The 22,023-nt window shown below is 42.9% G+C and carries 23 protein-coding genes, 4 tRNA genes and 2 rRNA genes (1 of these 29 cut by a window edge); 3 read left to right on the forward strand and 26 right to left on the reverse strand.

Annotated elements, in window-relative coordinates; translation table 11 throughout:
• From M1D94_RS20300 to M1D94_RS20335, 8 genes are all read right to left on the reverse strand, one after another.
• Positions 1–162, reverse strand: a 23S ribosomal RNA gene (locus tag M1D94_RS20300); it reaches 2,766 nt to the left of the window's first position.
• Between the two features lie 170 nt (positions 163–332).
• Positions 333–1,882, reverse strand: a 16S ribosomal RNA gene (locus tag M1D94_RS20305).
• Together the 16S and 23S rRNA genes with 4 tRNA genes alongside form the textbook arrangement of a ribosomal RNA operon.
• Positions 1,883–2,054: 172 nt before the next feature.
• Positions 2,055–2,130, reverse strand: a tRNA-Ala gene (locus tag M1D94_RS20310).
• Between the two features lie 8 nt (positions 2,131–2,138).
• Positions 2,139–2,215 (reverse strand) — tRNA-Pro (locus tag M1D94_RS20315).
• Positions 2,216–2,242: 27 nt separating this feature from the next.
• A tRNA-Arg gene (locus M1D94_RS20320) sits at positions 2,243–2,319 on the reverse strand.
• A gap of 31 nt (positions 2,320–2,350) precedes the next feature.
• Positions 2,351–2,425: transfer RNA gene (locus tag M1D94_RS20325), tRNA-Gly, on the reverse strand.
• A gap of 324 nt (positions 2,426–2,749) precedes the next feature.
• On the reverse strand, positions 2,750–2,962 hold the full coding sequence (locus M1D94_RS20330) for a LexA family protein (RefSeq protein ID WP_456270330.1): 213 nt from the start codon (positions 2,960–2,962) through the stop codon (positions 2,750–2,752).
• Positions 2,955–3,182: a hypothetical protein gene (locus tag M1D94_RS20335; RefSeq protein ID WP_456270331.1), complete on the reverse strand. Its 228-nt coding sequence runs from the start codon at positions 3,180–3,182 to the stop codon at positions 2,955–2,957. Before M1D94_RS20335 ends, M1D94_RS20330 begins: the two co-directional genes overlap by 8 nt.
• 106 nt (positions 3,183–3,288) lie before the next feature.
• Between M1D94_RS20335 and M1D94_RS20340 the strand changes: the two genes are divergently transcribed.
• Positions 3,289–3,477: a hypothetical protein gene (locus M1D94_RS20340; RefSeq protein WP_186453300.1), complete on the forward strand. Its 189-nt coding sequence runs from the start codon at positions 3,289–3,291 to the stop codon at positions 3,475–3,477.
• A 42-nt stretch (positions 3,478–3,519) separates the two neighbouring features.
• Here the strand turns inward: M1D94_RS20340 and M1D94_RS20345 are convergent, their stop codons facing one another.
• Positions 3,520–3,651 carry a hypothetical protein gene (locus M1D94_RS20345; RefSeq protein ID WP_282627626.1) on the reverse strand — a complete coding sequence of 44 codons (132 nt, stop codon included), beginning with the start codon at positions 3,649–3,651 and terminating at the stop codon, positions 3,520–3,522.
• Positions 3,651–4,781 (reverse strand): response regulator aspartate phosphatase, encoded by a 1,131-nt coding sequence (locus tag M1D94_RS20350; protein WP_456270332.1) that lies wholly within the window; start codon positions 4,779–4,781, stop codon positions 3,651–3,653. The genes M1D94_RS20345 and M1D94_RS20350 overlap by 1 nt, the downstream gene beginning before the upstream one ends.
• Before the next feature lie 211 nt (positions 4,782–4,992).
• Here M1D94_RS20350 and M1D94_RS20355 point away from each other — a divergent pair, with 211 nt between their 5' ends.
• Positions 4,993–6,708: a ribonuclease YeeF family protein gene (locus tag M1D94_RS20355; RefSeq protein ID WP_456270333.1), complete on the forward strand. Its 1,716-nt coding sequence runs from the start codon at positions 4,993–4,995 to the stop codon at positions 6,706–6,708.
• Positions 6,709–6,987 (forward strand): hypothetical protein, encoded by a 279-nt coding sequence (locus tag M1D94_RS20360; RefSeq protein WP_367148158.1) that lies wholly within the window; start codon positions 6,709–6,711, stop codon positions 6,985–6,987.
• A gap of 28 nt (positions 6,988–7,015) precedes the next feature.
• On the opposite strand, the gene M1D94_RS20365 is transcribed toward M1D94_RS20360, so the two are convergent.
• The 16 genes from M1D94_RS20365 to M1D94_RS20440 form a co-directional block, all read right to left on the reverse strand.
• Positions 7,016–7,600, reverse strand: coding sequence for a DUF5626 family protein (locus M1D94_RS20365; protein WP_181217390.1), 585 nt, complete (start codon positions 7,598–7,600; stop codon positions 7,016–7,018).
• A 624-nt stretch (positions 7,601–8,224) separates the two neighbouring features.
• Positions 8,225–9,196 (reverse strand): N-acetylmuramoyl-L-alanine amidase, encoded by a 972-nt coding sequence (locus M1D94_RS20370; protein WP_456270334.1) that lies wholly within the window; start codon positions 9,194–9,196, stop codon positions 8,225–8,227.
• A gap of 53 nt (positions 9,197–9,249) precedes the next feature.
• A complete protein-coding gene (locus M1D94_RS20375; protein WP_456270335.1) occupies positions 9,250–9,513 on the reverse strand; it encodes a phage holin in 264 nt (87 codons plus the stop codon).
• Between the two features lie 15 nt (positions 9,514–9,528).
• Complete coding sequence (locus tag M1D94_RS20380) at positions 9,529–9,807, reverse strand: hemolysin XhlA family protein (protein ID WP_017696800.1); 279 nt, start codon at positions 9,805–9,807, stop codon at positions 9,529–9,531.
• 67 nt (positions 9,808–9,874) lie between these two features.
• Positions 9,875–10,768, reverse strand: a complete 894-nt coding sequence (xepA, locus tag M1D94_RS20385; protein WP_186453306.1) for a phage-like element PBSX protein XepA — start codon at positions 10,766–10,768, stop codon at positions 9,875–9,877.
• 91 nt (positions 10,769–10,859) lie between these two features.
• On the reverse strand, positions 10,860–11,024 hold the full coding sequence (locus tag M1D94_RS20390) for an XkdX family protein (protein ID WP_456270336.1): 165 nt from the start codon (positions 11,022–11,024) through the stop codon (positions 10,860–10,862).
• Positions 11,021–11,350, reverse strand: a complete 330-nt coding sequence (locus M1D94_RS20395; protein ID WP_440645030.1) for an XkdW family protein — start codon at positions 11,348–11,350, stop codon at positions 11,021–11,023. The genes M1D94_RS20390 and M1D94_RS20395 overlap by 4 nt, the downstream gene beginning before the upstream one ends.
• 11 nt (positions 11,351–11,361) lie before the next feature.
• Complete coding sequence (locus M1D94_RS20400) at positions 11,362–12,465, reverse strand: hypothetical protein (protein ID WP_456270337.1); 1,104 nt, start codon at positions 12,463–12,465, stop codon at positions 11,362–11,364.
• A gap of 3 nt (positions 12,466–12,468) precedes the next feature.
• On the reverse strand, positions 12,469–12,741 hold the full coding sequence (locus M1D94_RS20405) for a hypothetical protein (RefSeq protein ID WP_186453309.1): 273 nt from the start codon (positions 12,739–12,741) through the stop codon (positions 12,469–12,471).
• Positions 12,738–13,316 carry a YmfQ family protein gene (locus tag M1D94_RS20410; RefSeq protein WP_456270338.1) on the reverse strand — a complete coding sequence of 193 codons (579 nt, stop codon included), beginning with the start codon at positions 13,314–13,316 and terminating at the stop codon, positions 12,738–12,740. Before M1D94_RS20410 ends, M1D94_RS20405 begins: the two co-directional genes overlap by 4 nt.
• Entirely contained in the window at positions 13,300–14,346 is a 1,047-nt protein-coding gene (locus M1D94_RS20415; RefSeq protein WP_456270339.1) for a baseplate J/gp47 family protein, read from the reverse strand. Before M1D94_RS20415 ends, M1D94_RS20410 begins: the two co-directional genes overlap by 17 nt.
• Positions 14,339–14,764: a DUF2634 domain-containing protein gene (locus M1D94_RS20420; RefSeq protein WP_072182664.1), complete on the reverse strand. Its 426-nt coding sequence runs from the start codon at positions 14,762–14,764 to the stop codon at positions 14,339–14,341. The genes M1D94_RS20415 and M1D94_RS20420 overlap by 8 nt, the downstream gene beginning before the upstream one ends.
• 12 nt (positions 14,765–14,776) lie before the next feature.
• On the reverse strand, positions 14,777–15,043 hold the full coding sequence (locus M1D94_RS20425) for a DUF2577 family protein (protein WP_010330118.1): 267 nt from the start codon (positions 15,041–15,043) through the stop codon (positions 14,777–14,779).
• Positions 15,040–16,020, reverse strand: a complete 981-nt coding sequence (locus M1D94_RS20430; protein ID WP_456270340.1) for an XkdQ/YqbQ family protein — start codon at positions 16,018–16,020, stop codon at positions 15,040–15,042. Before M1D94_RS20430 ends, M1D94_RS20425 begins: the two co-directional genes overlap by 4 nt.
• A 12-nt stretch (positions 16,021–16,032) precedes the next feature.
• Positions 16,033–16,692, reverse strand: coding sequence for a LysM peptidoglycan-binding domain-containing protein (locus tag M1D94_RS20435; RefSeq protein ID WP_003229936.1), 660 nt, complete (start codon positions 16,690–16,692; stop codon positions 16,033–16,035).
• Positions 16,685–22,021 carry a phage tail tape measure protein gene (locus M1D94_RS20440; protein WP_456270341.1) on the reverse strand — a complete coding sequence of 1,779 codons (5,337 nt, stop codon included), beginning with the start codon at positions 22,019–22,021 and terminating at the stop codon, positions 16,685–16,687. Before M1D94_RS20440 ends, M1D94_RS20435 begins: the two co-directional genes overlap by 8 nt.
• Between the last annotated feature and the right edge of the window lie 2 nt (positions 22,022–22,023).

Below are 22,023 nucleotides of genomic sequence, written 5' to 3' on the forward strand. Positions count from 1 at the left end.
TTCAGATATGGATACCACTCCATTACGAGTGGTGGGTTTCCCCATTCGGAAATCTCCGGATCAAAGCTTGCTTACAGCTCCCCGAAGCATATCGGTGTTCGTCCCGTCCTTCATCGGCTCCTAGTGCCAAGGCATCCACCGTGCGCCCTTTCTAACTTAACCGTTAAAAAGAATCACTATGTGATATCTTGTATTACTAATTGAATGTGATGTCTACTGTTATCTAGTTTTCAAAGAACACGTTTCGAAGGAATGATCCTTCAAAACTAAACAAGACAGGGAACGTTCTGTTTATAAGACCCAAGGTCTTATATTCCGTATAATATCCTTAGAAAGGAGGTGATCCAGCCGCACCTTCCGATACGGCTACCTTGTTACGACTTCACCCCAATCATCTGTCCCACCTTCGGCGGCTGGCTCCTAAAAGGTTACCTCACCGACTTCGGGTGTTACAAACTCTCGTGGTGTGACGGGCGGTGTGTACAAGGCCCGGGAACGTATTCACCGCGGCATGCTGATCCGCGATTACTAGCGATTCCAGCTTCACGCAGTCGAGTTGCAGACTGCGATCCGAACTGAGAACAGATTTGTGGGATTGGCTTAACCTCGCGGTTTCGCTGCCCTTTGTTCTGTCCATTGTAGCACGTGTGTAGCCCAGGTCATAAGGGGCATGATGATTTGACGTCATCCCCACCTTCCTCCGGTTTGTCACCGGCAGTCACCTTAGAGTGCCCAACTAAATGCTGGCAACTAAGATCAAGGGTTGCGCTCGTTGCGGGACTTAACCCAACATCTCACGACACGAGCTGACGACAACCATGCACCACCTGTCACTCTGCCCCCGAAGGGGACGTCCTATCTCTAGGATTGTCAGAGGATGTCAAGACCTGGTAAGGTTCTTCGCGTTGCTTCGAATTAAACCACATGCTCCACCGCTTGTGCGGGCCCCCGTCAATTCCTTTGAGTTTCAGTCTTGCGACCGTACTCCCCAGGCGGAGTGCTTAATGCGTTAGCTGCAGCACTAAGGGGCGGAAACCCCCTAACACTTAGCACTCATCGTTTACGGCGTGGACTACCAGGGTATCTAATCCTGTTCGCTCCCCACGCTTTCGCTCCTCAGCGTCAGTTACAGACCAGAGAGTCGCCTTCGCCACTGGTGTTCCTCCACATCTCTACGCATTTCACCGCTACACGTGGAATTCCACTCTCCTCTTCTGCACTCAAGTTCCCCAGTTTCCAATGACCCTCCCCGGTTGAGCCGGGGGCTTTCACATCAGACTTAAGAAACCGCCTGCGAGCCCTTTACGCCCAATAATTCCGGACAACGCTTGCCACCTACGTATTACCGCGGCTGCTGGCACGTAGTTAGCCGTGGCTTTCTGGTTAGGTACCGTCAAGGTACCGCCCTATTCGAACGGTACTTGTTCTTCCCTAACAACAGAGCTTTACGATCCGAAAACCTTCATCACTCACGCGGCGTTGCTCCGTCAGACTTTCGTCCATTGCGGAAGATTCCCTACTGCTGCCTCCCGTAGGAGTCTGGGCCGTGTCTCAGTCCCAGTGTGGCCGATCACCCTCTCAGGTCGGCTACGCATCGTTGCCTTGGTGAGCCGTTACCTCACCAACTAGCTAATGCGCCGCGGGTCCATCTGTAAGTGGTAGCCGAAGCCACCTTTTATGTTTGAACCATGCGGTTCAAACAACCATCCGGTATTAGCCCCGGTTTCCCGGAGTTATCCCAGTCTTACAGGCAGGTTACCCACGTGTTACTCACCCGTCCGCCGCTAACATCAGGGAGCAAGCTCCCATCTGTCCGCTCGACTTGCATGTATTAGGCACGCCGCCAGCGTTCGTCCTGAGCCAGGATCAAACTCTCCGATAAAGTAGTTTGACTGACTACGCACATCGCTGTGCGATTTTTAAAAACTGAATTAACAGGTACGTTTTGTCTTGTTTAGTTTTCAAAGATCATTTTGTTTGTCCGCTTTGTTAAAGCAACTTTATTAGTATACAACGTCACTTCTTCAAAGTCAACAACTTTTTTTAAAAACTTTTGGTGGAGCCTAGCGGGATCGAACCGCTGACCTCCTGCGTGCAAAGCAGGCGCTCTCCCAGCTGAGCTAAGGCCCCATAAAAAATGGTCGGGAAGACAGGATTCGAACCTGCGACCCCATGGTCCCAAACCATGTGCTCTACCAAGCTGAGCTACTTCCCGATTCCCTATCTATTCTATTAAAAGATATGGCGCGCCCGAGAGGAGTCGAACCCCTAACCTTTTGATCCGTAGTCAAACGCTCTATCCAATTGAGCTACGGGCGCAATTCAATTTACAATATCCCGTTGGGATAAATGGAGCGGAAGACGGGATTCGAACCCGCGACCCCCACCTTGGCAAGGTGGTGTTCTACCACTGAACTACTTCCGCATATCGCAATAAAAAAAGCTTTCTCCTTATGAGAAACCTTGGTAATAATACATTTAATAAAGCTTCCAAGCGGGCTCGAACCGCTGACCTCTTCCTTACCATGGAAGAGCATCTTGAAAGTTTATATCCGGTTTCTTAGAACAAAAGTAATTATAGCAGGGTTTTGATAAATGTCAATACGGTTTAGACAAATTTAGAAAGGTGGCGAATAATCGTGTTCGCCACCTTTCTGCCACCCTGGGTGGCGGACACCTGAAATTAACCCCGAACAAATAATTCATTAAATGAGTGCAAAATAAAAAACCATCTATTATAAGATGGCTTTCATTTAACAACTTTCAATGTTCTTGGCAATCCTTCTTCCCAAGTTACATATTCTTTTCTTCTTAATGCAACCAAAAGGCCTTTTACTGAGCTTGTTGATTTCAAACTTAATTCTTTCATTAGTTCTCTATATGATGGAGGAAACCCCTTTTCCTTTATATGTTTTTCAATTGCCTTCAACGCCTCTAATTGTCTCTCTGTGATTTTACGCATAATTCCTGACCCCTCTTTTAGTTGCTGCAGGAGAAACAGCAAGGATATTCTCGATCGTAAACGTCTTTGTTTGACGGGTGCTGAAACAATAAGCGCGTATGTAACTCTGATTAATCTGCCGAACAATAATTGATCTCTTTGTAATGAGACCGTCATTTCTCATATATATCATATCTAATGGTGTTTTCTCAGTTAATGAACGTTTTAAAATCGATTCCATGCTTTCCTCCTCCTTCTTTACCATTATTTTATGCGAACATTAGTTCTATTTCAAGTTGAAAAGCGAATGTTCGTTCTGGTATTATTTACTCAAGGAGGCAATTGAATTGAATGATTTTGAACAAAAAGTGTATCGGATTATTTTTAATATGACCCACTTCGGAAAAAATCCCTCGTTGGATCAATTGAAGAGAAAAACCGGGAAGGATGAACGAGCTATACGGGAAGCCGTTAAGAATCTTATGAGGCAGCGTTTGTTAAATTGGGATAAGAAAAAGAATAAGTGGATTGTTTAAAAACCCCACCTTAAAAGATGGGGTTTAACAGGGTAATATCACTTAGATATTAATAGCTTTTTCGGCTACATGGAAAGTTCCAGAATCATTCATGGCAGCATATACATTTTCCACATTTAATAAACCTGCAAAAAGAATACCGATTAAAGCGGAGCTGATTAAAATTTTTTTCATTATATAGCCTCCGTAACCTTAAGTATTTGTGTTTGTGCATGTATAGTTCTCTTTAAGAAGCTTCTTCCCTCTGCATAGTTTCTTTGCTCATAATGAAAGTCACCCAATTTTTCTGTCAATTCTGCAAAATCAGACCACAGGCGTTTCTTTTCCAAATAGTCTAAGCTTCGATTTACTTCTGTTTCATTATATTCTTCATATATTGAATTAATGATCTTTAATTTTGCCATGTATTCTTCTTCATTAGAATCTTCAGCCCGTTTTAAAGCTGTTTCATAAAAGAAACGTGCTTCCTTAGGTTTGTTGCTTTGGTAAAGTACATTTGCCATCATATATAATGATCTTACTCCATACACTGTATCAAGATGTTCTTTCATGTCTATTGCTTTTTTGAAATGCTCTTCAGCTGCACTTAGGTTTTGGGTCCTTAAATAAACTAAGCCTAAATTATGAAAGATCACTCCAATGATCCTTTTTGCCTTTTTCTCACTCATTCCCTCAGCGACACTTAAAGCTTCTCGGTAATATGATTCCGCCTCTGTCAGCCGGTACATATCGTACATATTAGCTCCAAACATCATATTGCATCCGATCACTTTTACCTTATACAATCGATTTTTTTCAAACAAATGCTTAGCTTTTTTTAAATGATTCAGGGAAACAAAATGCTGATCAATTTGATAGTAGGCATCTGCTATTTTATAATGAAATTCAGCTTGTTCCATTTCATCTGAAACTGCAGTCAATTCTTCCTCAGCTTTACGATAATAACTTATCGCTTCCACGTATTCTTTATGATCAAATTCATACATCCCTCGGAAAAATAATGAGTAATATTTTAAAAGGCCTGTAAGTCTTTTTTGCGGTTTTTCTATTTTTTCAAGTAGTTCATCGACTGTGGGACGATCCCGATATCTGTCTTCTGGCTCCAATGAATCTAACATCAATTGATGACGGAAACACATCAATGAATAATAAACAAGTAAATCTTGATCCTCTTCCATTTCCTCTATATCTTGCTCCACTTCCGCCTTTAAGATTTCTGCATCAGGAACACTGAATTGACGAATCATTTTATACCATTCATTGATCTTGACTCCCACTCGGGATGACGGTAAAACTTGGTCCATACATACCCCTCCCTCTTATGTCTATTTTTGTAATATTGTAACATTTCCAAAAAGTGTTTATGCCGCAAAAAAACCGCAAACTTATTCTTCGGTTCATTCTTTTAATCGATCACCTTTCAAATAAAAGGATATTTTGTATTTCTCACTCTCCTTATATGGTAAAATTTTGTTAGTTGTTGAACCAAAAAGCTTAACAAGAAAGGATATGATCATGAAGGTATTTGAAGCTAAATCATTGCTTTCTGAAGCTGAAAACCGTGCAAAGGAATACAAAGATACAAGGAACCAAATGGTCAAATTAAAGAATGCCTTCAAATCAGTGGCTGATCTTGATGACAGTGAGTTTTCAGGTAAAGGCGCCAATAACATAAAGGCATTTTATGAAGATCAAGCAGGGATCACTGACCAATGGATTGATTTGATCGACATGAAAATTGCATTTCTCACGAGTATTATTGGCATCCTGGAAGACGCAAGCTTATCCGATGCCTACATAGAAGAATCTTTTTTAGAACACGAGCTGGCCAACGCTTATACTAAATCAAGATCCATCATGTCAGAACAGAAAAAAGCAATAAAAGACATTCTAAATGACATCAACGATATACTACCACTAGATTTATTCTCCACAGAAACTTTTAAAGACGAACTCTCTTCAGCCGACAAAAAACGTACCAAGACCATCAAAAAAATTCATGAAGTCGATGAAAATTTAACATCTGAATATGCACTCTCAGAAGCAAATGAACAAATGATTCAGGCTGATTATCAAGCACTCATGAACGCTACAGCAAAAGGTAAAAACGCCTCCCCTATCCACTATAATGCAAAAGCTTATAGAGAGAGTGAAATTCATAAAATGACCGAGGATGTAAAAAAACAAACTACTGACTATATTTCCTTTAAAGATCAGCAGGCCGAACAAAGAAGAATTGCGAAGGAACAAGAGGAGCTCGCAAATAGGCCGTGGTATGAAAAGACCTGGGATGTCGTTTGTAATTTTACGGGGGAAGTCTCCGGATATTATGATTATAAGAGAGCTGCTGATGGCGTCGATCCAGTCACCGGTGAAAAATTAACTGATGGGCAACGGGTGGCAGCTGGCGCAATGGCTGCGGCAGGATACATCCCTATAGTTGGCTGGGCCGGGAAATTAGCCAAAGGCGGAAAGGCTGTCTACTCAACGAGCAAAGCCATCTATAAGGCAGACAAAGCGCTTGATATCTATAAAACACCTAAGACATTCCCTGCCCTTCAAAACTCCAGTAAAGGACTCTACGGTCTTGCGTCAGCGAATGGTTTTAGTGAAGCAATAACCGGTCGAGATATGTTCGGGAATAAAATTTCTGAGGAGAGACGTGAAAACAGCTTTAATAGTGCTCTAGCTGCTCTCGGGCCTATAGGAGCAATCGGAACCGGCAAAGTATTGAAAGCAAGCGCAGGAGCCGGAAAATCTTCAAATCTCTATCGCGGGGATAAAGATTTATATTCCTCCAAAGCAGCTAATGGCTTAGGAAAATCACATATTGATCCGGACACCGGAAATCTCGTGCCAATAAATAAAGAAGGAATGTATAAAGGTAGACAAGTCACAGTAACAGAACATATTTTAGGCGGATTTAGAGGAGCCCAAAAGTCTAATAGTCCGTACACCAGTTTCACAATGAATAAAAATATAATCACTAATTATGGTGATAATTCTATTGAATTAAATCTGCCGGCATTGCGAAAGGCCATCCAGTCAGGAGAAGTAAAAGGAGTAGCTATTTTATCTCCCAAAAAAATTGAACGTCTAATAAAGAATGATAAGCATTCAGATTATTGGAAGAAAAGAGCTCTTAGTTGGACAAAAAGAGATACTGAATATTTAATAAGAGACGAGATACCAAGCGAGTATTTCAAACTGCAATCAAAGGAGGGAAAATAAGTGTTCCTTTACTATAAAGATGAAAAGTTAGGCGAAATTCACGACGTTAGCGGAGAAGGTATGTGGATGTACGGTATTCTCAGCCCATATGAAAACATCGAGACCTTTCGAGACCTTTTTAATGACCTTATTGACGAAGATGGTGACTTCGATGAAACGAAATACGACGAAGAATGGCTAAATGACAAAAACTGGTTCGTTTCGGATAACGGGAATAAAAGAGGCATTATTGTTCCGGCTGTTTATCCTGATGGTGCTATAAACTGGAGATGGATATAAAAAAAGGGGCCCAACATGGGCCCTTTTTTTATCCAAAACTAGAAACAGACGTATATAAATAATGTTTACTTACTCTTGATTTTAAATCGTAGTTGATAGACCCTTGTCCAATAACACCATATTTCAATCGATACCGAGCAGATGCAGAAGCTTTAGAAGTTTCTTGTGCACGAGTTATCTTTAGCTCATCACCTTGCACAGTAAATGGCGGCGCGACAAAATGCCATTCATCCCATGCCTTTGTGATTTTGCTGTAGGAAATTACTTTCTTCGGCTTTGGTCTACTTACTTTGATACGGTAGCTTAGGTTTATTACTCCAGTATTCCAGTAGATTTTAAAGGTTGTTGTACCTACCGGAACAGGGTATGTACCCATAGTACTGAATTCATCTTCAGTCTTTTCTGGAATAATCCCCATAGTTCCAACATACTTTCCATTATCGTCATAAATTTTTTGCTCCTGAGGTTTGGTCGAATCCATGTCAAATGCGACTTCTTTCTCAGGTAAAACCGGTTGCTGTGGCATTTCCGCAGCCTTTGATGTGTTTTCAAATGTTGTTGACAAAACGAGAGCTAAAACCGTGGCAATAACGACTGTCACAAACTTTTTCATGCTACTCCTCCTATCAAACTTTTTTCGAAACAATGCCATATTAACACAAATATACAAATAAATACATACTTTTCTATATTTATCCCTACGAAAAAAACATGTATAATGACACTTGAAATCTACAACTGCTTCTAGGTTACACTAGGAGAAAGCCTAAAAAGAAAGGTTGATGGGTTTGAACTTATATTTAGTAACAGCCCTTGTAATATCAGTATTATTAAACGTAATTTTATGTATTCAGCTAGGAAAATTCAGAACAAGTCGAATTTCCAAATGGAAAGAAGGCATGGGAATTAACACTCCATTCGCGGCATTAGTCTGGGCTTTCCTTGCTATAACAATTGTTTTGAGTCTTATAGGTTTATTGGCTGGAGTTAGTGATTTATAAAAGGAGGAACTAAAGTGGAAATGTTTCTAACTTGGATCACAACGATTATACCTTTTATCTTTTTGTTTATTGGAGTTAGTGTTATTTGGTGGGTAGTGCGGTATTTACTCACGATTAGAAAAAATTCTTTCAAGAAGATTGAACAAAACAATGAAATCATCAGTCTACTAAAAAATAGGTGACAGACTCTCTTCAACGAATTTTTAAAAAAGCCCCCTTGTTAGGAGGGCTTTTTGTTATTTTAAAAGTGATTCAATTTTCGCTTTTGTCTTCGGCCCATAAACGCCATCAGTAGTCAGACCATTTACTGACTGGAACCGTTTGACTGCATTTGCTGTTTTCGGACCATATACGCCGTCGATACCGTTATTCTTCGCCCCTTTGTCTGGATAGAAGTAAAGAGCCGCTAGAGCATTTTGAACCTGTCTGACATTCGTTCCTTTCGTCATCGGACTTGTCACTTTAATAACTCCGGAAGGCAGCGGGTATGACGTTTTTTTACTGCTTGGTTTAGTGCTGGATGTACTGGATCCTTTCAGTTTCAACTTTTGGCCAACTGTAATTTTATTCGGGTTTTTAATGTTATTCCAGCTCTGAAGATTTGCCACACTCGCCCCGTGCTCTTTTGCAATTGCAGAAAGAGTATCGCCTTTTTTCACTGTATATGTTGTTCCGGATCCTGAAGAACCGCCTGAAGACGCTGAACTTTTTCCACCGATTTTGTTTAATTCATCAGCAATAGCGGCTTTCACTTCATCCCATCTACCCTCATCTAAAATACGGTGCGGGCAATATTTGCCGCTCCAATCTTGGTGCTTGCGGACACGATCAATACCCCAACCGCGCTCTTTAAGCAGTTGCGCCACAAACTTGATTGCCAATTTTTCAGCAGCGTAGTATTTAGCGCCTCCTGACTTGCTGTAGCAGATCTCTACCCCGATAGACTTGCGGTTTCCTGGACCTTCTTTTCCATCTCCTGTGTGCCATGCATTACGATTCAACGGAAGCCCTTGAATAACCTGTTTATCATCCACCGCAAAATGATAGCTTGTTGAGCTTGTGTTGTTCTTCATATAAGAAATTTCATTCTTCGCTGAAGCATCGTTTGCCGTATTGTGAATAGTGATATATTCCGGAACCATAGGATTCGGACATTTCAAAGTGTATTTTTCTTGAGAAACTAAATTTTTCACCACTTTAATGGCCATGATATTTCCTCTCCTATTCATTTTAGATTAAAAAAGGCTGCCAGCCGGCAACCTCATTTAGTTAGATTGTTTCGTTTTAAAATTGCTTTCTGCTTGTGTCCTTTGGTTGTCACGTAGTTATTTTTGAACCAGGCTGCGAGTGTCGTGCCGATAGTAAAGATCACAGACCCTGCTGTGTAAAGAGCTTCAGCAAGCTGATTCACTTGGTCCTCCGTAATATCTAAAGGTGACTTTCCAAACATCAACATAGTTTGGTTGATAAGTGCAATTAAAAGAAGCACAGTCCGAATGACCGTGCCTTTGTCGTAGTTTTTCATTTTGTATGTTCCTCCTTATTTTTGCAAAACGGTATAAAAAATAGCGATTGCGCCGCCAATAACGCCAGTGCATACCGCTGTTATGATAGCGCCTGTGATCGAGCGCTTGATCCATGTTGTATTTTCTTCTATTTTGTTTAGTTTTTCATTCAGCGTCATGATCTGCTGATCTTGTCTATCCGAGACACGCTCAAGGGCATTGACGCGCTGCTCTATCGCTTTATTCTCACTTTTAATCTCTGATATTTCTCTTTGTAGTGCGAGCAAATCCGGTACCTCCGTCGGTTGTGACATCAGTACACCCCCCTTTTATTTCATCTTCTTCACCTCCTCCGAGGCACAATAAAAGGACAGCCGGATTTTATGAGACGGCCGTCCCTCTTACTGAAAAGTTTCCATTCGTCAAAGATTTAAGTTCCATCACGATTTCTTTAAAACCGGTAATATCAAAAGACCAGGCTTCTGACTTCCCTTTTGTGCTAGTGGCAAACGTGCCATCGTCCACTTTTTGCCCTCTGAGGGCTCGTTTTGTTCCTGATAAGGATTTACCCCAGAATATTAATTCGCTTGTCTCAGCTGTCCCATAAACCTCAATAAGCAACGTTTTAAATGATCCCACAGTGAACGGGGTACCTTCACCCACTGTTTCTGTTTTATCATGAAAAACAACATCCATTGTTTTTGCTTGAGTGTCCAATGAGCTAATATTCAAGCCTTCAGTCTGAACTTTTAAGCGCCCATCATCGGTTAAGCCGCTCTTATCTATTTGCATAGTGAGCGGAGCAGCTGTCCTAATTGGAACAGCTTGTTTAATATTTATGTCTTCTTCCCCAGCGCCAAGCGACTGATAAAGCAAGAAATCGGACTGTTGCAGGTTACCGTTTGCATACCTGAAGCGGAAATATCGTTGTGTTAAGTGGATCCAATCAGTCTCGCCAAGTGTCCCCGCCTTAACCAGTAAGGAAGATACTGTCGTCCATGTATTCTGATCGTTACTTTCTTCGATAAATAATGTACCTTCACGATCAGAATAAGCATGTCCTTTTACTTTTGAAATTAAAACCTGACCTAATCGATCTTGGCCATACTGTGTATAAACTTCAGTCGCTTTTAAGACTGCATTTGTCAACAGCTCAGCATTACCTGAAATGGCAGCCATCGGCACCACAAAATCTCTGTTCCCTTCTCTGTATGGCTTGGCTGCCCCCGGCTTACCGGCTGCATCTGTTGGAAATTGAAAACTATACTGCGTCATTTTAAAATTCCTCCTTGCTTTTGTTAGTCTTTAGCGGTCTAGCATGGGCGTTACATCGGACCCACCCCCTTTAAGGCAAAATAAAAAAGCCCTACATGGCTTCTCCTGTGATCTCTTTATACTGTTCTGCAGTGATTAGATTTTTTTCTATTCCTTCCTGTAAATCTTCGTGCGAGCAATCTCTATAGTGGATTGCCTGCTTCACCATTTCAGGGGTAGCCCAGTTATAATATAAAGCCAGTACCCAATAATTCATTCTTCATTCCCTCCTTCTAAGGAAAGCAGCTGCAGCTTTATTTCAGACAGCGCATTTCCTAAAGTTTGGTTTAATTCTTCAAGCTGTTTGCGGGCCAGCTTTTCTTGCGACAATTCTTGTGCAAGCAACGCGACCTGATCAGGAGGCTCATATGGTGGATTGCTTTTTGATTCTTCCCACCACAACTGCAACTCCTCTTCCGTCGGAATAGGCGTCCTTAAATTCCATTCTTCAATATAAGACCCACTCCCATCGTTTCTCAAGACAAAATCCTTTTTGGGGACGGCCTTAGGATACTTGTACATGATGGCATCATATAAGATCATAAGCTCTCCTCCTAAATGTTTCGGTAATTCCGACCGCCTAATTCCAAAATATCGAAATAATTAAGAACTCCATTGCTGTCCATGATATAACGGGTTTTGGATCCGGAATAACCCGCATACACGTAAATCTCGATATAATCTCCTTCATCAAGTGGAACGGTTACTGTGCCTGTCACCGTCGCGTGAAACTCTATTGAATCGCTGTTATCTTTTGGAGATGGAATTATGAAGCGATTCATCAATTTATATTTAGCTCCGTTCTTATAAACATAAAGCTCAAAGTTTGAATATTGGAGTGAGTTTTCAATATACAAACTTGCGCCTACCAGATACATTCCTGAATGACTGGCCGTAAATCTGTTGGTTTTCGTATCAAACAATTTATGGCTGTCTTTGATGATCCGGTTGAATTTGATTTTCTGGAGTTCTCCTCTTATCAAAGCTTGTCTGCCTGTCGTCCCTATGTTCGCATGGGCAAAACTAGATATTTTTTCCCATTGAGTCCAACCAGACTCATTCCACCAGTGCCGAATCCATGTCCCCGTATTATAGTAATAATCACCGGTTTCATTTGCGGTCCCATAGAAGTATTGAGTAAAACGATAGTTCGAACGCTTTTCGTTTTTCACAAATCCATAGCTGAGTGGATAACCAGTTTTATTGCCCTGGCCAATATCCATTAACGTAATTCCGAGAGGATATTCACTTCCTGAAGTCCGGGCATCTTGTATTGCCTCTGAATCTGGTAAGACAGTCAATTTCTCATTGGTGAATTTCTGATCCGCGTATATTTTCGCATTCTCTTCAGCACGATCTGCTTTTTCCTGGGCAGCATCTTGGGTTTCCTTGGCATTCCATTCTGCTCTTTCATATGCTGTAATATGAATCGTTTCATCATCAACATGTCGATTAAATTCAGCTTTTGAAGCTTGCTGCACATTCTCTACATTTCCAAGCCCAATTTGAGCCTTTGTCGTGCCGTGCGGATTATTCATGTTATTTTTATGTGCTGCTAAATCTTTATGCGCGTCATGAATGCCTTTCTCCCAACGGTTTACATCATCCTCATTGATCGGATCATCCGGCAGCCAGTCTGTTTTTTCTTCATATGCCATTTATTACACCACCTCAAAAGTAAATCTAAAGTCCAGCGTTCTATTGTTACTTACATCTAAATCTGTTGTTCTTTCCGTAATCACGTTGTTCTGTTCATCAAGAATCTGAACACTTTCAATGTGTTTGATATCTTCTTCCCGATGGGTAAGCACTGTAACAACTGCGCCCTGAATGGTTATTTCCACAATCTTTGTTTCCTTCCCATTCAGCAGCACTTTCGATATTCTACTCTTCAAATCTGCAGCTGTACGCTCTCTATAAACTTGCGTAATCATGGTAATACCACCTCGTTATTATTGAGCGTGACGGAATAGCCCACCATCAGCTCACTTACCTTTCGATATCTTCTGTTATTCAGAATGAAAGTATCCATTATCTGGAGCGGCTCATTTAAAGCAGCTCGCAAGGTATACGCCAAGTGAGCCGGTTTCATGTTCTCCAGTATCTCTATGAGCTCGCTCATATGCTGCATATCATCCATATCAATATCAACATTAAAGCGGTACTCACCAGGAAGCAGCCGGACCTGAGCGGATGGATTCTTTAGAAACCGGTTCAATGCCTGTTCAATAGCTTTATACGTTGCCGGCGGGATATTGGACATTTTTGAGATAAGACGCAGCCGGCGGATTTCGTACGTATCACCGGACTCTCGAGGCACGTTCAATATTTTTTCCCACCGTTCAAGTCCCCAGGTTGCTGTTGTGACAAATAGCTGATCTGTCAGATCAAAGATGCCGTTATTTTGCTTTTCAAATTCGGGAGCTTCTGCCTGAAGAAGTTCAGCCATTTCCTTTAACTTGGTAAGGAACGGCGGCAGGTAAGCGGTCATTTCATCGAGTTTGCTCAATGATTGTCACCTTCCCAAGCTTAGGAATTTCAACGTCACTAAGAATTAAATTTTCAGCCACGCCGTTGATTTTGATATCTGCATAATCACTTACTGAGGGTGAATTATAGACAATATTATTGATCTGCGATAAGCGGATAACATTGTCTTCGAACGCCATCTTTTTAAATAGATTTAATACACCTGATTCGATTTCTTTCTTCACCTGATCAATAGAGCTATTGACCTCGGGAAGCACCTCTGCTGATATCTCAATCTCTTTCCAAACCGCACTCTCCACCGTGACAAAGGCACCTATTGGCGCTTGTCCCTCACCTTGTCCGGGTTCAGGGTCAATATAGTTTTTAACCTTAGAAATCAATATATCGGAAGCAGGTTCCAAGTTGGCATTGGTCACAACAATTTTGACTGTGCCATCCCCGTTCCATAGCGGAAAAATTTTTGCCTTTCCGACTCCGTCAACTTCTTCCGCCCACTGTTTATAATGCTCTTTATTTGCACTGACAGCTTCCCGGCGAACGCGGGTAAAATATCTAGCTCTTAAACTGTCATCATCCTCTTCTTCACGACCAGGAATCAGAATCTCTTTTACAATAGCCTTTTGAAGCCCAGGTATAGTGTCTAATGACAATAGATTCTGACCGGATATGTTTGCGTTCCCTGCTTCTCCAACTGTTTCACATTCCAACGTCCCGTCAGCTGTGTATTGGAAATACAGGTTATCTACAAAAAAGCGGGAACCCACTGGAATGGTTATTCCTTCAGTAAACTCCGCTGCCCGGACTGCTTTCGTGGCAGCCGTTCGCTCAATGCCGGCTTCAGTAGCCCGACGATCTAAGAATTCCCCTTGTGCTGTGTCCGAGAAGACAAGTTCCAGCACAGTATCGAGCCAAATATAAGACTTGGCCAATTCTGCGGCTGCAGGAGCTAACGCGTTATAAATCACGCTCCCTTCCCTTGTATCAATGTCCGCTGAAATGCTGTTCAGCATCCGGTCCATAATTTCTTCAAAAGTTTGATCTTCAAACATCTTCACCAAGCACCTCCTCGATCTCCAGTTTTCCCTCGTCCGTTTCGACTGTAAAGGAAACATGGAACGAATCCCCTTGTTTTTCTATTTCAAAATCTGATACAGATGAAACACGATCGTCATAGATCAGCACTTCCTCTATTAGCCGCGGAATCTCCATTTTCTTATATGCGTCTGTTGTTTCATTATCTGCCAAGATGTCTTGAAGCTCATTTCCAATGTCATGGCTGAAAACAGAATAGGCGTATCGCTCAGTATGAAGGGATAAATATACAAACTGCCTGATTGCTTCAAGGCCTGTAATCATTTCATTTGTGATACGGCCATTTTCAAAATCTATTTTGTAAGTTTGCGAGGTCTCTATGACTTCGCTGTCATCTTCAATATCATCAAATTCAATTTCTGGCGAAAGGGCCAACTCAGGCACCCCCTATATTTTGTCGAGAATAAAAAATGATTGTCCGCCTTTTAAGGAGACAACCATCACATTCTCACCCATCTTTAGTTCTTCATCTCCTCCAGCGCGCAGTCGCTTAGGAATAATAATCAAATCAGACGGAATAATTAGCTTTTCATTTTCATTGAGTTTAATTTCAACAGGAGAAACGGAAACCACTTCAGCCGGCATAATATCCACCGGTGACTCAGAATCAACTGCACCGACAGCCAAATGTTTGATTGCTTCACTTAATCTCATGAGGAAACACCATCAGGAATAGAGTTTTTCTCCACAACATCAATGGTCATCGTATGCGTGGATCCTTTAAATTCATGTTTGTCTGTATCGATCCAGTATGTTTTCTTAACCCCAACTTCCGGAATGGAGATATAGACAGGCAAGCCGCTCTGAAGATCCGGAATCCCAATCGCTTGAATACTCTTGAGTTCTTTTTTAACACCTTTTTTCTGTGCTTGTTTGACTTTCGCACGCTCCTGAAGCTGCGCCTGGTTAATGTTATCAGAAACCGTTTCGACATACTGAAGCACACCATATTTACTGATGCCTGAGCTGTCACTTGCGGTGGCTGTGTATGTTTTATTGTCTTTCTGCCGGCGGAGCTTTACTTTTGTGGCCGTGTCATTAATTGAAGTGCTGTATTGATAGCCGGTAATGTTCACACCCGTCTCCAGCACCCATACTTCTGATGAATCAGGCCAAGCGCGAAGGCCAAGCTTTCCCTTCGCAGAATATAATTGATAATTCCTTCCGGTTTGGCTTTTCGTTTGTTTCAAGGCTTTCAAAATCATGTCATAAAGGCTCGTATCGTCTTTGAACACAAGTGATTTAATTGTATGACCTGTGTTTGCAATAGACGTTGTGGGAATCTGAAAGTCTCTTGCCAGACGTTTTATGATCTCGTCTGCACGCTTATTAGAGAAAACATAAACATCCTTGTTTTTGACCAGATATTGCAGCATATCATAAGCCGTAAAGGTCAGCCCGTGTTCTTCCGGATTGCGAGAAAACACAATGCCCCGGAACAGTTCTTTGCCCTTCCACTTAAATAAAACTGTATCCCCTTCAGATACGCTGTAATATGAATGGGTTCCCTGTTTCGTAATGATTTTGGCCGTGATCGATCGCGGAGCCTGATACCGTTGCCCTTCGAGGGAAACACTTTCAGTTACCAGCTCAAGCCATTCCGTTTCTTTAATGACGAAAAGTTCTATCATGTCATCACCTGCTTATTGCGGTATCTTTAATTTTTGACCAGGAAAGATCCAGTGTCCTGGCTGCCTGATATTCCGTTTGCTTCGTTTGATCATAGCCTTTTTATTGACGTTCCAAATCTTGCGCCATTTTGTGCTGTCCCCATAAAATTTGCCGGCAAGGTCCCACAAGGTATCCCCTTTTTTAACCGTGTATGTTTTAGGAGCTGATTTAGACGGCCGTTTTTTCTTCGTCTTTTTCTTTTGCTTGATCTTCCGGGGTGCAGCGGTTTTGTATTCCTTCAGTTTGATTTCATAATCACGATCACCTATGTCTTTTTGACCCTCACTATAAGAAAAGCCCTCAATGCTGCAGGTGAAGTTTATTTTCGTGCCAGTAATCAAAAATTGAACCGGCTTTTTCGCTTTTGCCCATTTCTCAATCTTAGCGATAGCATTTTCAGGAGAAGGAAATCCCTTATACTCAGCAAGCGGACTGTGTTTCTTTGGAAAAAAAGAAGAGAACGAAATCTCTTTCGCTCCCGGTTTATCTATAAAAGTGATCTCCCCAAAACTGGCCACTTTTACTGATTCATTTTGAATTGTGTTGGATATATCAATTTGTTCAGGAAGGACAGGAAGCCGCAGCTTGTCCTTCCCTTGTGAAATCCAGAATTCATAAACAGATCTAGTCAAACGCGACGACTCCCTTCGTACGGATGTTAATATCCTGTTCAAGCTCAGCGACAAGGGCCTGCTTAATTTTTGAGACCAGACTATTCACGTCTTGATCATTGTAAAAATGTTGGTTGCCGTTAATCTGAATAACCACCTCTTTACCTCCTGCAGCAGTAACAGTTGTTTGTTGGCTGCTTGTCGTGGCAGCAGTTACCTGGCCAGATGATAATTCAGTTTGGCCTTTTTGTGCAGGATCCGTGACTTCCATTCCGAGAGCTTTAGCTGCTTGAGCCAACAGATAGCGGCCACGTATGCCCCGCTCCTCCGGAATGATCCATTCACGTTTATTTCCTTCACCAACACGTGCAATCTGCTCTTTGGTAATGAGTCCGCCGTTAGCGTAACCAACATACGGTCCACCGCGTCTCATGCTTTTAATACCAGGTACATTGTCAATAGAGCCATATCTGCTTTTGATGTAGCCGATTGCGGCAGCAGCGTTATGAATCGGGTTTCTAATGTTACCCATGCCTGGCGCTTTATGTGCGTTAAAAGTAGTTGGTACTGTCTGCATGAGCCCTTGGGATGGATTGCCTGCCTTCGCGTTACTATCCCACAGGTTAATGGCGTTAGGATTGCCTCCTGATTCAAACTTTGCAATTGTCATCAATCCTGGAAGCCAACTTAATGGTGTTTTTGTGGCCATCATTGCAGCCATAAGCCACTGTTTCACGTTTCCGCCTACTGCACCCATTCCGGAATAAGCAGCTGCCAGTGATCCAGCTTGTTTTTCAGCATATTTTTTCACATCGACAGAATCCAGACCTTTTACAATACCAACAGAGGCAAAACGCCCCAAGCTCATCATGACACGTGAAGGTGAATGAATATCTAACTCTTCACGGAAAGCTTTCTCGACTTTTTTTGCTAGTTCCTTGGCTGCCTCATGGACCTCACTGCCCTTTGAAGTCATACCTGTAACAAAATTACCGATCATACCGCTTCCCCAACCGTTTGATGATTCTTTAGAGCGGATAAACGGTTTATTCACATGTGTATTTACATACTGATCAGTGCCAGTTTGTGAACTATTTTGACCGGAAGCAAACCCTTTGATCGTACCGGTTCCCCATGAAGAGGATTTATTCACAGTGTTCTGGAATGGTGTTTTGACTTTCGTCTGCAGGAAGCCATCTGTTCCGGTTGCCGTGCTGTTCTGGCCGTTAGCATAACCATTGACCAGTTGCTTTCCGTAATTCGGAGAGTAGGAGATCAAATTTTTCATAGGCTGGCCAACGTTTTTCTGTTTCCAAGCATCCATTGAAACGACATTGTCGCCAATACCTTGATCAAACCCTTGCGTGAACTGTTGACCGAAAGAAGCGGCCTGTTCATTAAGGCTTGATGTGTCAACGGTAGGGGATACTGTAGCGGAAACTGTTGATCCGCCAGCTAATGGAGAAACAGCAGTTTCACCACCTACTGATGAAGCAGAAGCCATATCATCAACAACGCTCATTCCTAATTTAGAAGCGGCTTGAGAAAGAAGCATTTTACCGCGTCCCTTGTTGTTATCAACAGGGATCACAAACTCTTTCCCCGCTTCACCAATCCATGAAATGGTTGGTTTCGTAATATAGCCACCCGTCGCATTCTTTTCGAGAACGCTTTTTTGTTTAGGAAAAACACTCGTTGGTCCTGATGACTGTGACTGAACAAGACCGGCAATTCCTACACTACCGCTAGTATTTTTACCAGATGAAGACTTACCAGATTTCTTTGTTGTTAATCCGGTAGCTTCCTCTCCTCTCCCTATAATATTGCCTATGATCTCCCCTCCAGCGTCAGCTAACCCTTTTAGCTTAATGACCCACCAGAAGGTATCTTCAAATTTCTTCTTAATTCCGTCGGCTATCTTTCCAAGGGGATCTCCTACATTCTCACTAAACCATTCAGAAATACCATTCCAGGCATCTTTAACAGCTTTTTTCGCTGACTCAAATTTTTCCGAAATGGATTTTTTGGCATCTTCCACTTTTGAGACAATTGGATTCCAAACATTTTCACTGAACCAAGCCGAAACTGCACTCCACTTGTCAGATATCCACGTCCATGCTTCGTTTAGTTTGGTCCAAATCCACGTTGCTGCCGTTGTCACCGCGCTACTTATTGGCGTCCACACATTATCCATGAACCATGTGGAAACAGTGGACCACAATTCGGAAATAAATGTCCATGCTTCATTAAGCTTTGTCCATACCCACGTGGCGGCAGTCGTCACCGCATTACTTAGCGGCGTCCACACATTATCCATGAACCATGTGGAGACAGTGGACCATAATTCAGAAATAAATGTCCACGCTTCATTAATTTTCGTCCATATCCATAATGCCGCTGTAGTTACCGCATCACTTACCGGCGTCCACACATTATCCATGAACCAAGTGGAGACAGTGGACCATGTGTCTGAGATCCAAGTCCAAGCGTCATTTATTTTTGTCCAAATCCAATCAGCAGCATCAGTGACACCGTCAACTAATGGATTCCAGACATTATCCATGAACCAAGTCGAGACAATCTTCCAGAGTGATTGGATACCATCCCAAGCAAATAGAAAGGCACCTACTACTAAATTTATAATCGGAACTGCCGTGTTATAAATAGGTGTCCACACGTTATCCACAAACCAGGATGACACGTCATTCCAAGTATCAGTCAGCCATTTCTTAGCATCCTCAAATTTATCGGTGATCTTATCAATCTTATCTCCGGCCCAATCACTAACAGGGGTCCAGACGTTATCCATAAACCAATCTGAGAAATCAGACCAAGTATCCTTGATCCAATCAACGGCGTTTCCTGCACCGTCCTGAATTCCATCCCATGCTTTAGAAGCGCCGCCATCATCAAACCATTTGCCAATGGATGATCCTAAATCTGAACCCCCGATGCCGCCTGCAATACTACCGACAACTCCGCCAACCGCAGTACCGACAACAGGGACAACAGAACCAATGGCAGCTCCCGCGACTCCACCTGCAGCAGCTCCGCCAAGATTCCCAGCAAAAGAACCAACTTTCTCACCTGCATTTTCTTTGTTCATCCCGAGTAAGTCGGTTGCAGATAATGCAGTTCCCAAAAGAGGGATACCTTTCGCAAATTTACCGACACTTTTCAGCGGACTTAAAACTTTCCCGAACTTCGAGGCACCGCCCGTCGCTCGGCCTGCTGCACGAAGTTCTGATCTGGTTGTGTTAACTGAAGCTCTCGAACCGCCCTCTGCGTTTGCTGCCGTTCTTCCTGAACGACGTCTTTCCAGCTTTTCAGATGACACAGTGATAGATCTATTAGAAGGGTTCACACTGGTTGGATTACCACGTCGGCCAGAAGCATTTCTCCCTCTTCCTTTACGGCTGCGGTCACTTCCTCCGATACCGCTACAGCAACAACATGTTAAGCTACCGCTCCGTGGTAGACTTGTTGGACTCGACGCAGATCCGGAACTTCCGCCCCTTCTCCCTGAACCACGAGCAGCCTTTCCATTACGCCTGCCGCTACGTGTATTAGGGTCACCGCCGGGAGTACGGTTGGGAATCAACTTCCGAATTACTCCCGCTGCGTCACTTCCGACAGTGCCTATGCCTTTTAAGAGCGGCCGTAGGATTTTCAAATATGCAATCAATCCAATTAAAGAAGGAATCACCACTTTAAAGGCTGTTTTTAAATCGTCCCAATGATTAACCGTCCACTCAATGGCCACATTCAGCTTGTCACCTATGGCCTCGCCAAGATCAGTAATATCCTTTTTGATCTCTTTGAGTTTTTCTTGACCTTCCTTGCTGTTTAGGAACGAGTCGATCTTGTCAAAGGCTGGGCCTAAACCGGTAAGCAGCGAGGTTCCCATATCCTTAGATATGCTTTCAAAATCCCGCATGGCGTCATTAATCGGTGTCATCGGGTTATTATCCCTAAGCTGAGAAAAGCTGCGTTCCAGTTCGCCTGTTGTTTTTGCACTTGTGCCAATGCCTTCAGCCATATCTAAAATTGGCTGCTTCAGGTCCTCATATTGCGTTCCTATTAGCTCCGTGGCGATAGATGCCCGCTTAGTCTTGTCTTTGACTTTTGATAAGGCATCAGCAACCTTAAATAAGCTTTCTTGGCCACTGATTGAACCATCTTTAAACCCTTTGAACATCTTCTCTGTTTCTTTGGCTCCGAATAGCGATTTGAACGCGTCCACTTGACTATCAGACATTTCAGTACGGCGAATGTTAAATTCACGCATACTGTCAGCGAGGTTGTCGAAGTTTCTCGCCCCGCCCTTTGTCCCTTTAATCATGGCATTAGCGATCTGACCGCCTGTGAGCTTCATGTCTTTAAAAGTGGAACTGTATTCATTCATCGTGTCCAGCAAATCGTCAGCCTGGTCACCAGCGTTCCGGTACACATAAGCGATTAAATCCCCGCTGTCTTTCCCGGACATTTTCAAGTTGTTATACATTGAGCTGAAGGCCCGGTCCACTTCCGCCTGATCAGCATTCATGAGCTGTGCGATTTTGCTAGATGACTCTGTCAATTCAGCCAGGGCTTTTTTAGATGCTCCTGTCTGTTGAGACAAGGTTCTCAGAGATAAGCTGACTTCTTCCCGGGATCCTCCCGCTTTGTTGTCATAATAGATCTGGTCTGTCATTCTAGCAGCGTCTTTTTTGCTGACTTTCGAAGTCGCTGAAACATAAGCGTCTTGGGACATAGCGCTTTTCCCGCTACCCATAATTGCACCAGCCGACAGTCCGCCGCCAACTGCCAGGGTGACAGTAGCGTTTTTCAGGCCGTCTAATTTTGCCTCAATTGCATCCAGAACCGCTGAAGCCTTGTCCTTAATAGAAACAGTAGGCTCAGCATGTTCGCTGTCTACATCGGACACATGGCGCCGGATCTCATCTAATTGGTTTGACGCATGATCACGAACTGAAACAGTAGGTTCAGCGTGCGAGCGATTCAAATCAGAGAGACCTCCACGAATTAAGCGAAACCGTGGTGTAGCTTGATCATTAACGGAAACCGTCACCTCATGGCTACCCTCAGTAAGATCCTCTGTTTGCTGACGTATAGAACGCAAACCATTTGAAACCCTATCATCTAAACCGACTTCAATTGATCGAGCCCGCCCAGTCAAGCGGCTTGCTGATCGGTCAATTCGTCTCATAACCCGCTCTGTTCGATCTTCAGCATCAAAAATAAGAGGGCCATTAGCGGCCCTCTGAAGTCTCTCTGCATTCCCTTGTATCTTTCGTAGCTTTCGGGTGATCTTATCTTGTAAATCAAACGTAGCTGTTAGTTTAGCCATAG

Source organism: Bacillus sp. JZ109, from assembly GCF_053903135.1.

Excerpts from the sequence above, each read along its gene's own strand:
- M1D94_RS20330 (WP_456270330.1), bottom strand. The coding sequence starts at position 2,962 with ATGCGTAAAATCACAGAGAGACAATTAGAGGCGTTGAAGGCAATTGAA.
- M1D94_RS20355 (WP_456270333.1), top strand. The coding sequence starts at position 4,993 with ATGAAGGTATTTGAAGCTAAATCATTGCTTTCTGAAGCTGAAAACCGT.
- M1D94_RS20370 (WP_456270334.1), bottom strand. The coding sequence starts at position 9,196 with ATGGCCATTAAAGTGGTGAAAAATTTAGTTTCTCAAGAAAAATACACT.
- M1D94_RS20440 (WP_456270341.1), bottom strand. The coding sequence starts at position 22,021 with ATGGCTAAACTAACAGCTACGTTTGATTTACAAGATAAGATCACCCGA.
- M1D94_RS20335 (WP_456270331.1), bottom strand. The coding sequence starts at position 3,182 with ATGGAATCGATTTTAAAACGTTCATTAACTGAGAAAACACCATTAGAT.
- M1D94_RS20350 (WP_456270332.1), bottom strand. The coding sequence starts at position 4,781 with ATGGACCAAGTTTTACCGTCATCCCGAGTGGGAGTCAAGATCAATGAA.
- M1D94_RS20375 (WP_456270335.1), bottom strand. The coding sequence starts at position 9,513 with ATGAAAAACTACGACAAAGGCACGGTCATTCGGACTGTGCTTCTTTTA.
- M1D94_RS20430 (WP_456270340.1), bottom strand. The coding sequence starts at position 16,020 with ATGATAGAACTTTTCGTCATTAAAGAAACGGAATGGCTTGAGCTGGTA.
- M1D94_RS20365 (WP_181217390.1), bottom strand. The coding sequence starts at position 7,600 with ATGAAAAAGTTTGTGACAGTCGTTATTGCCACGGTTTTAGCTCTCGTT.
- xepA (WP_186453306.1), bottom strand. The coding sequence starts at position 10,768 with ATGACGCAGTATAGTTTTCAATTTCCAACAGATGCAGCCGGTAAGCCG.
- M1D94_RS20395 (WP_440645030.1), bottom strand. The coding sequence starts at position 11,350 with ATGATCTTATATGATGCCATCATGTACAAGTATCCTAAGGCCGTCCCC.
- M1D94_RS20400 (WP_456270337.1), bottom strand. The coding sequence starts at position 12,465 with ATGGCATATGAAGAAAAAACAGACTGGCTGCCGGATGATCCGATCAAT.
- M1D94_RS20345 (WP_282627626.1), bottom strand. The coding sequence starts at position 3,651 with ATGAAAAAAATTTTAATCAGCTCCGCTTTAATCGGTATTCTTTTTGCA.
- M1D94_RS20425 (WP_010330118.1), bottom strand. The coding sequence starts at position 15,043 with ATGAGATTAAGTGAAGCAATCAAACATTTGGCTGTCGGTGCAGTTGAT.
- M1D94_RS20390 (WP_456270336.1), bottom strand. The coding sequence starts at position 11,024 with ATGAATTATTGGGTACTGGCTTTATATTATAACTGGGCTACCCCTGAA.
- M1D94_RS20415 (WP_456270339.1), bottom strand. The coding sequence starts at position 14,346 with ATGTTTGAAGATCAAACTTTTGAAGAAATTATGGACCGGATGCTGAAC.
- M1D94_RS20380 (WP_017696800.1), bottom strand. The coding sequence starts at position 9,807 with ATGTCACAACCGACGGAGGTACCGGATTTGCTCGCACTACAAAGAGAA.
- M1D94_RS20405 (WP_186453309.1), bottom strand. The coding sequence starts at position 12,741 with ATGATTACGCAAGTTTATAGAGAGCGTACAGCTGCAGATTTGAAGAGT.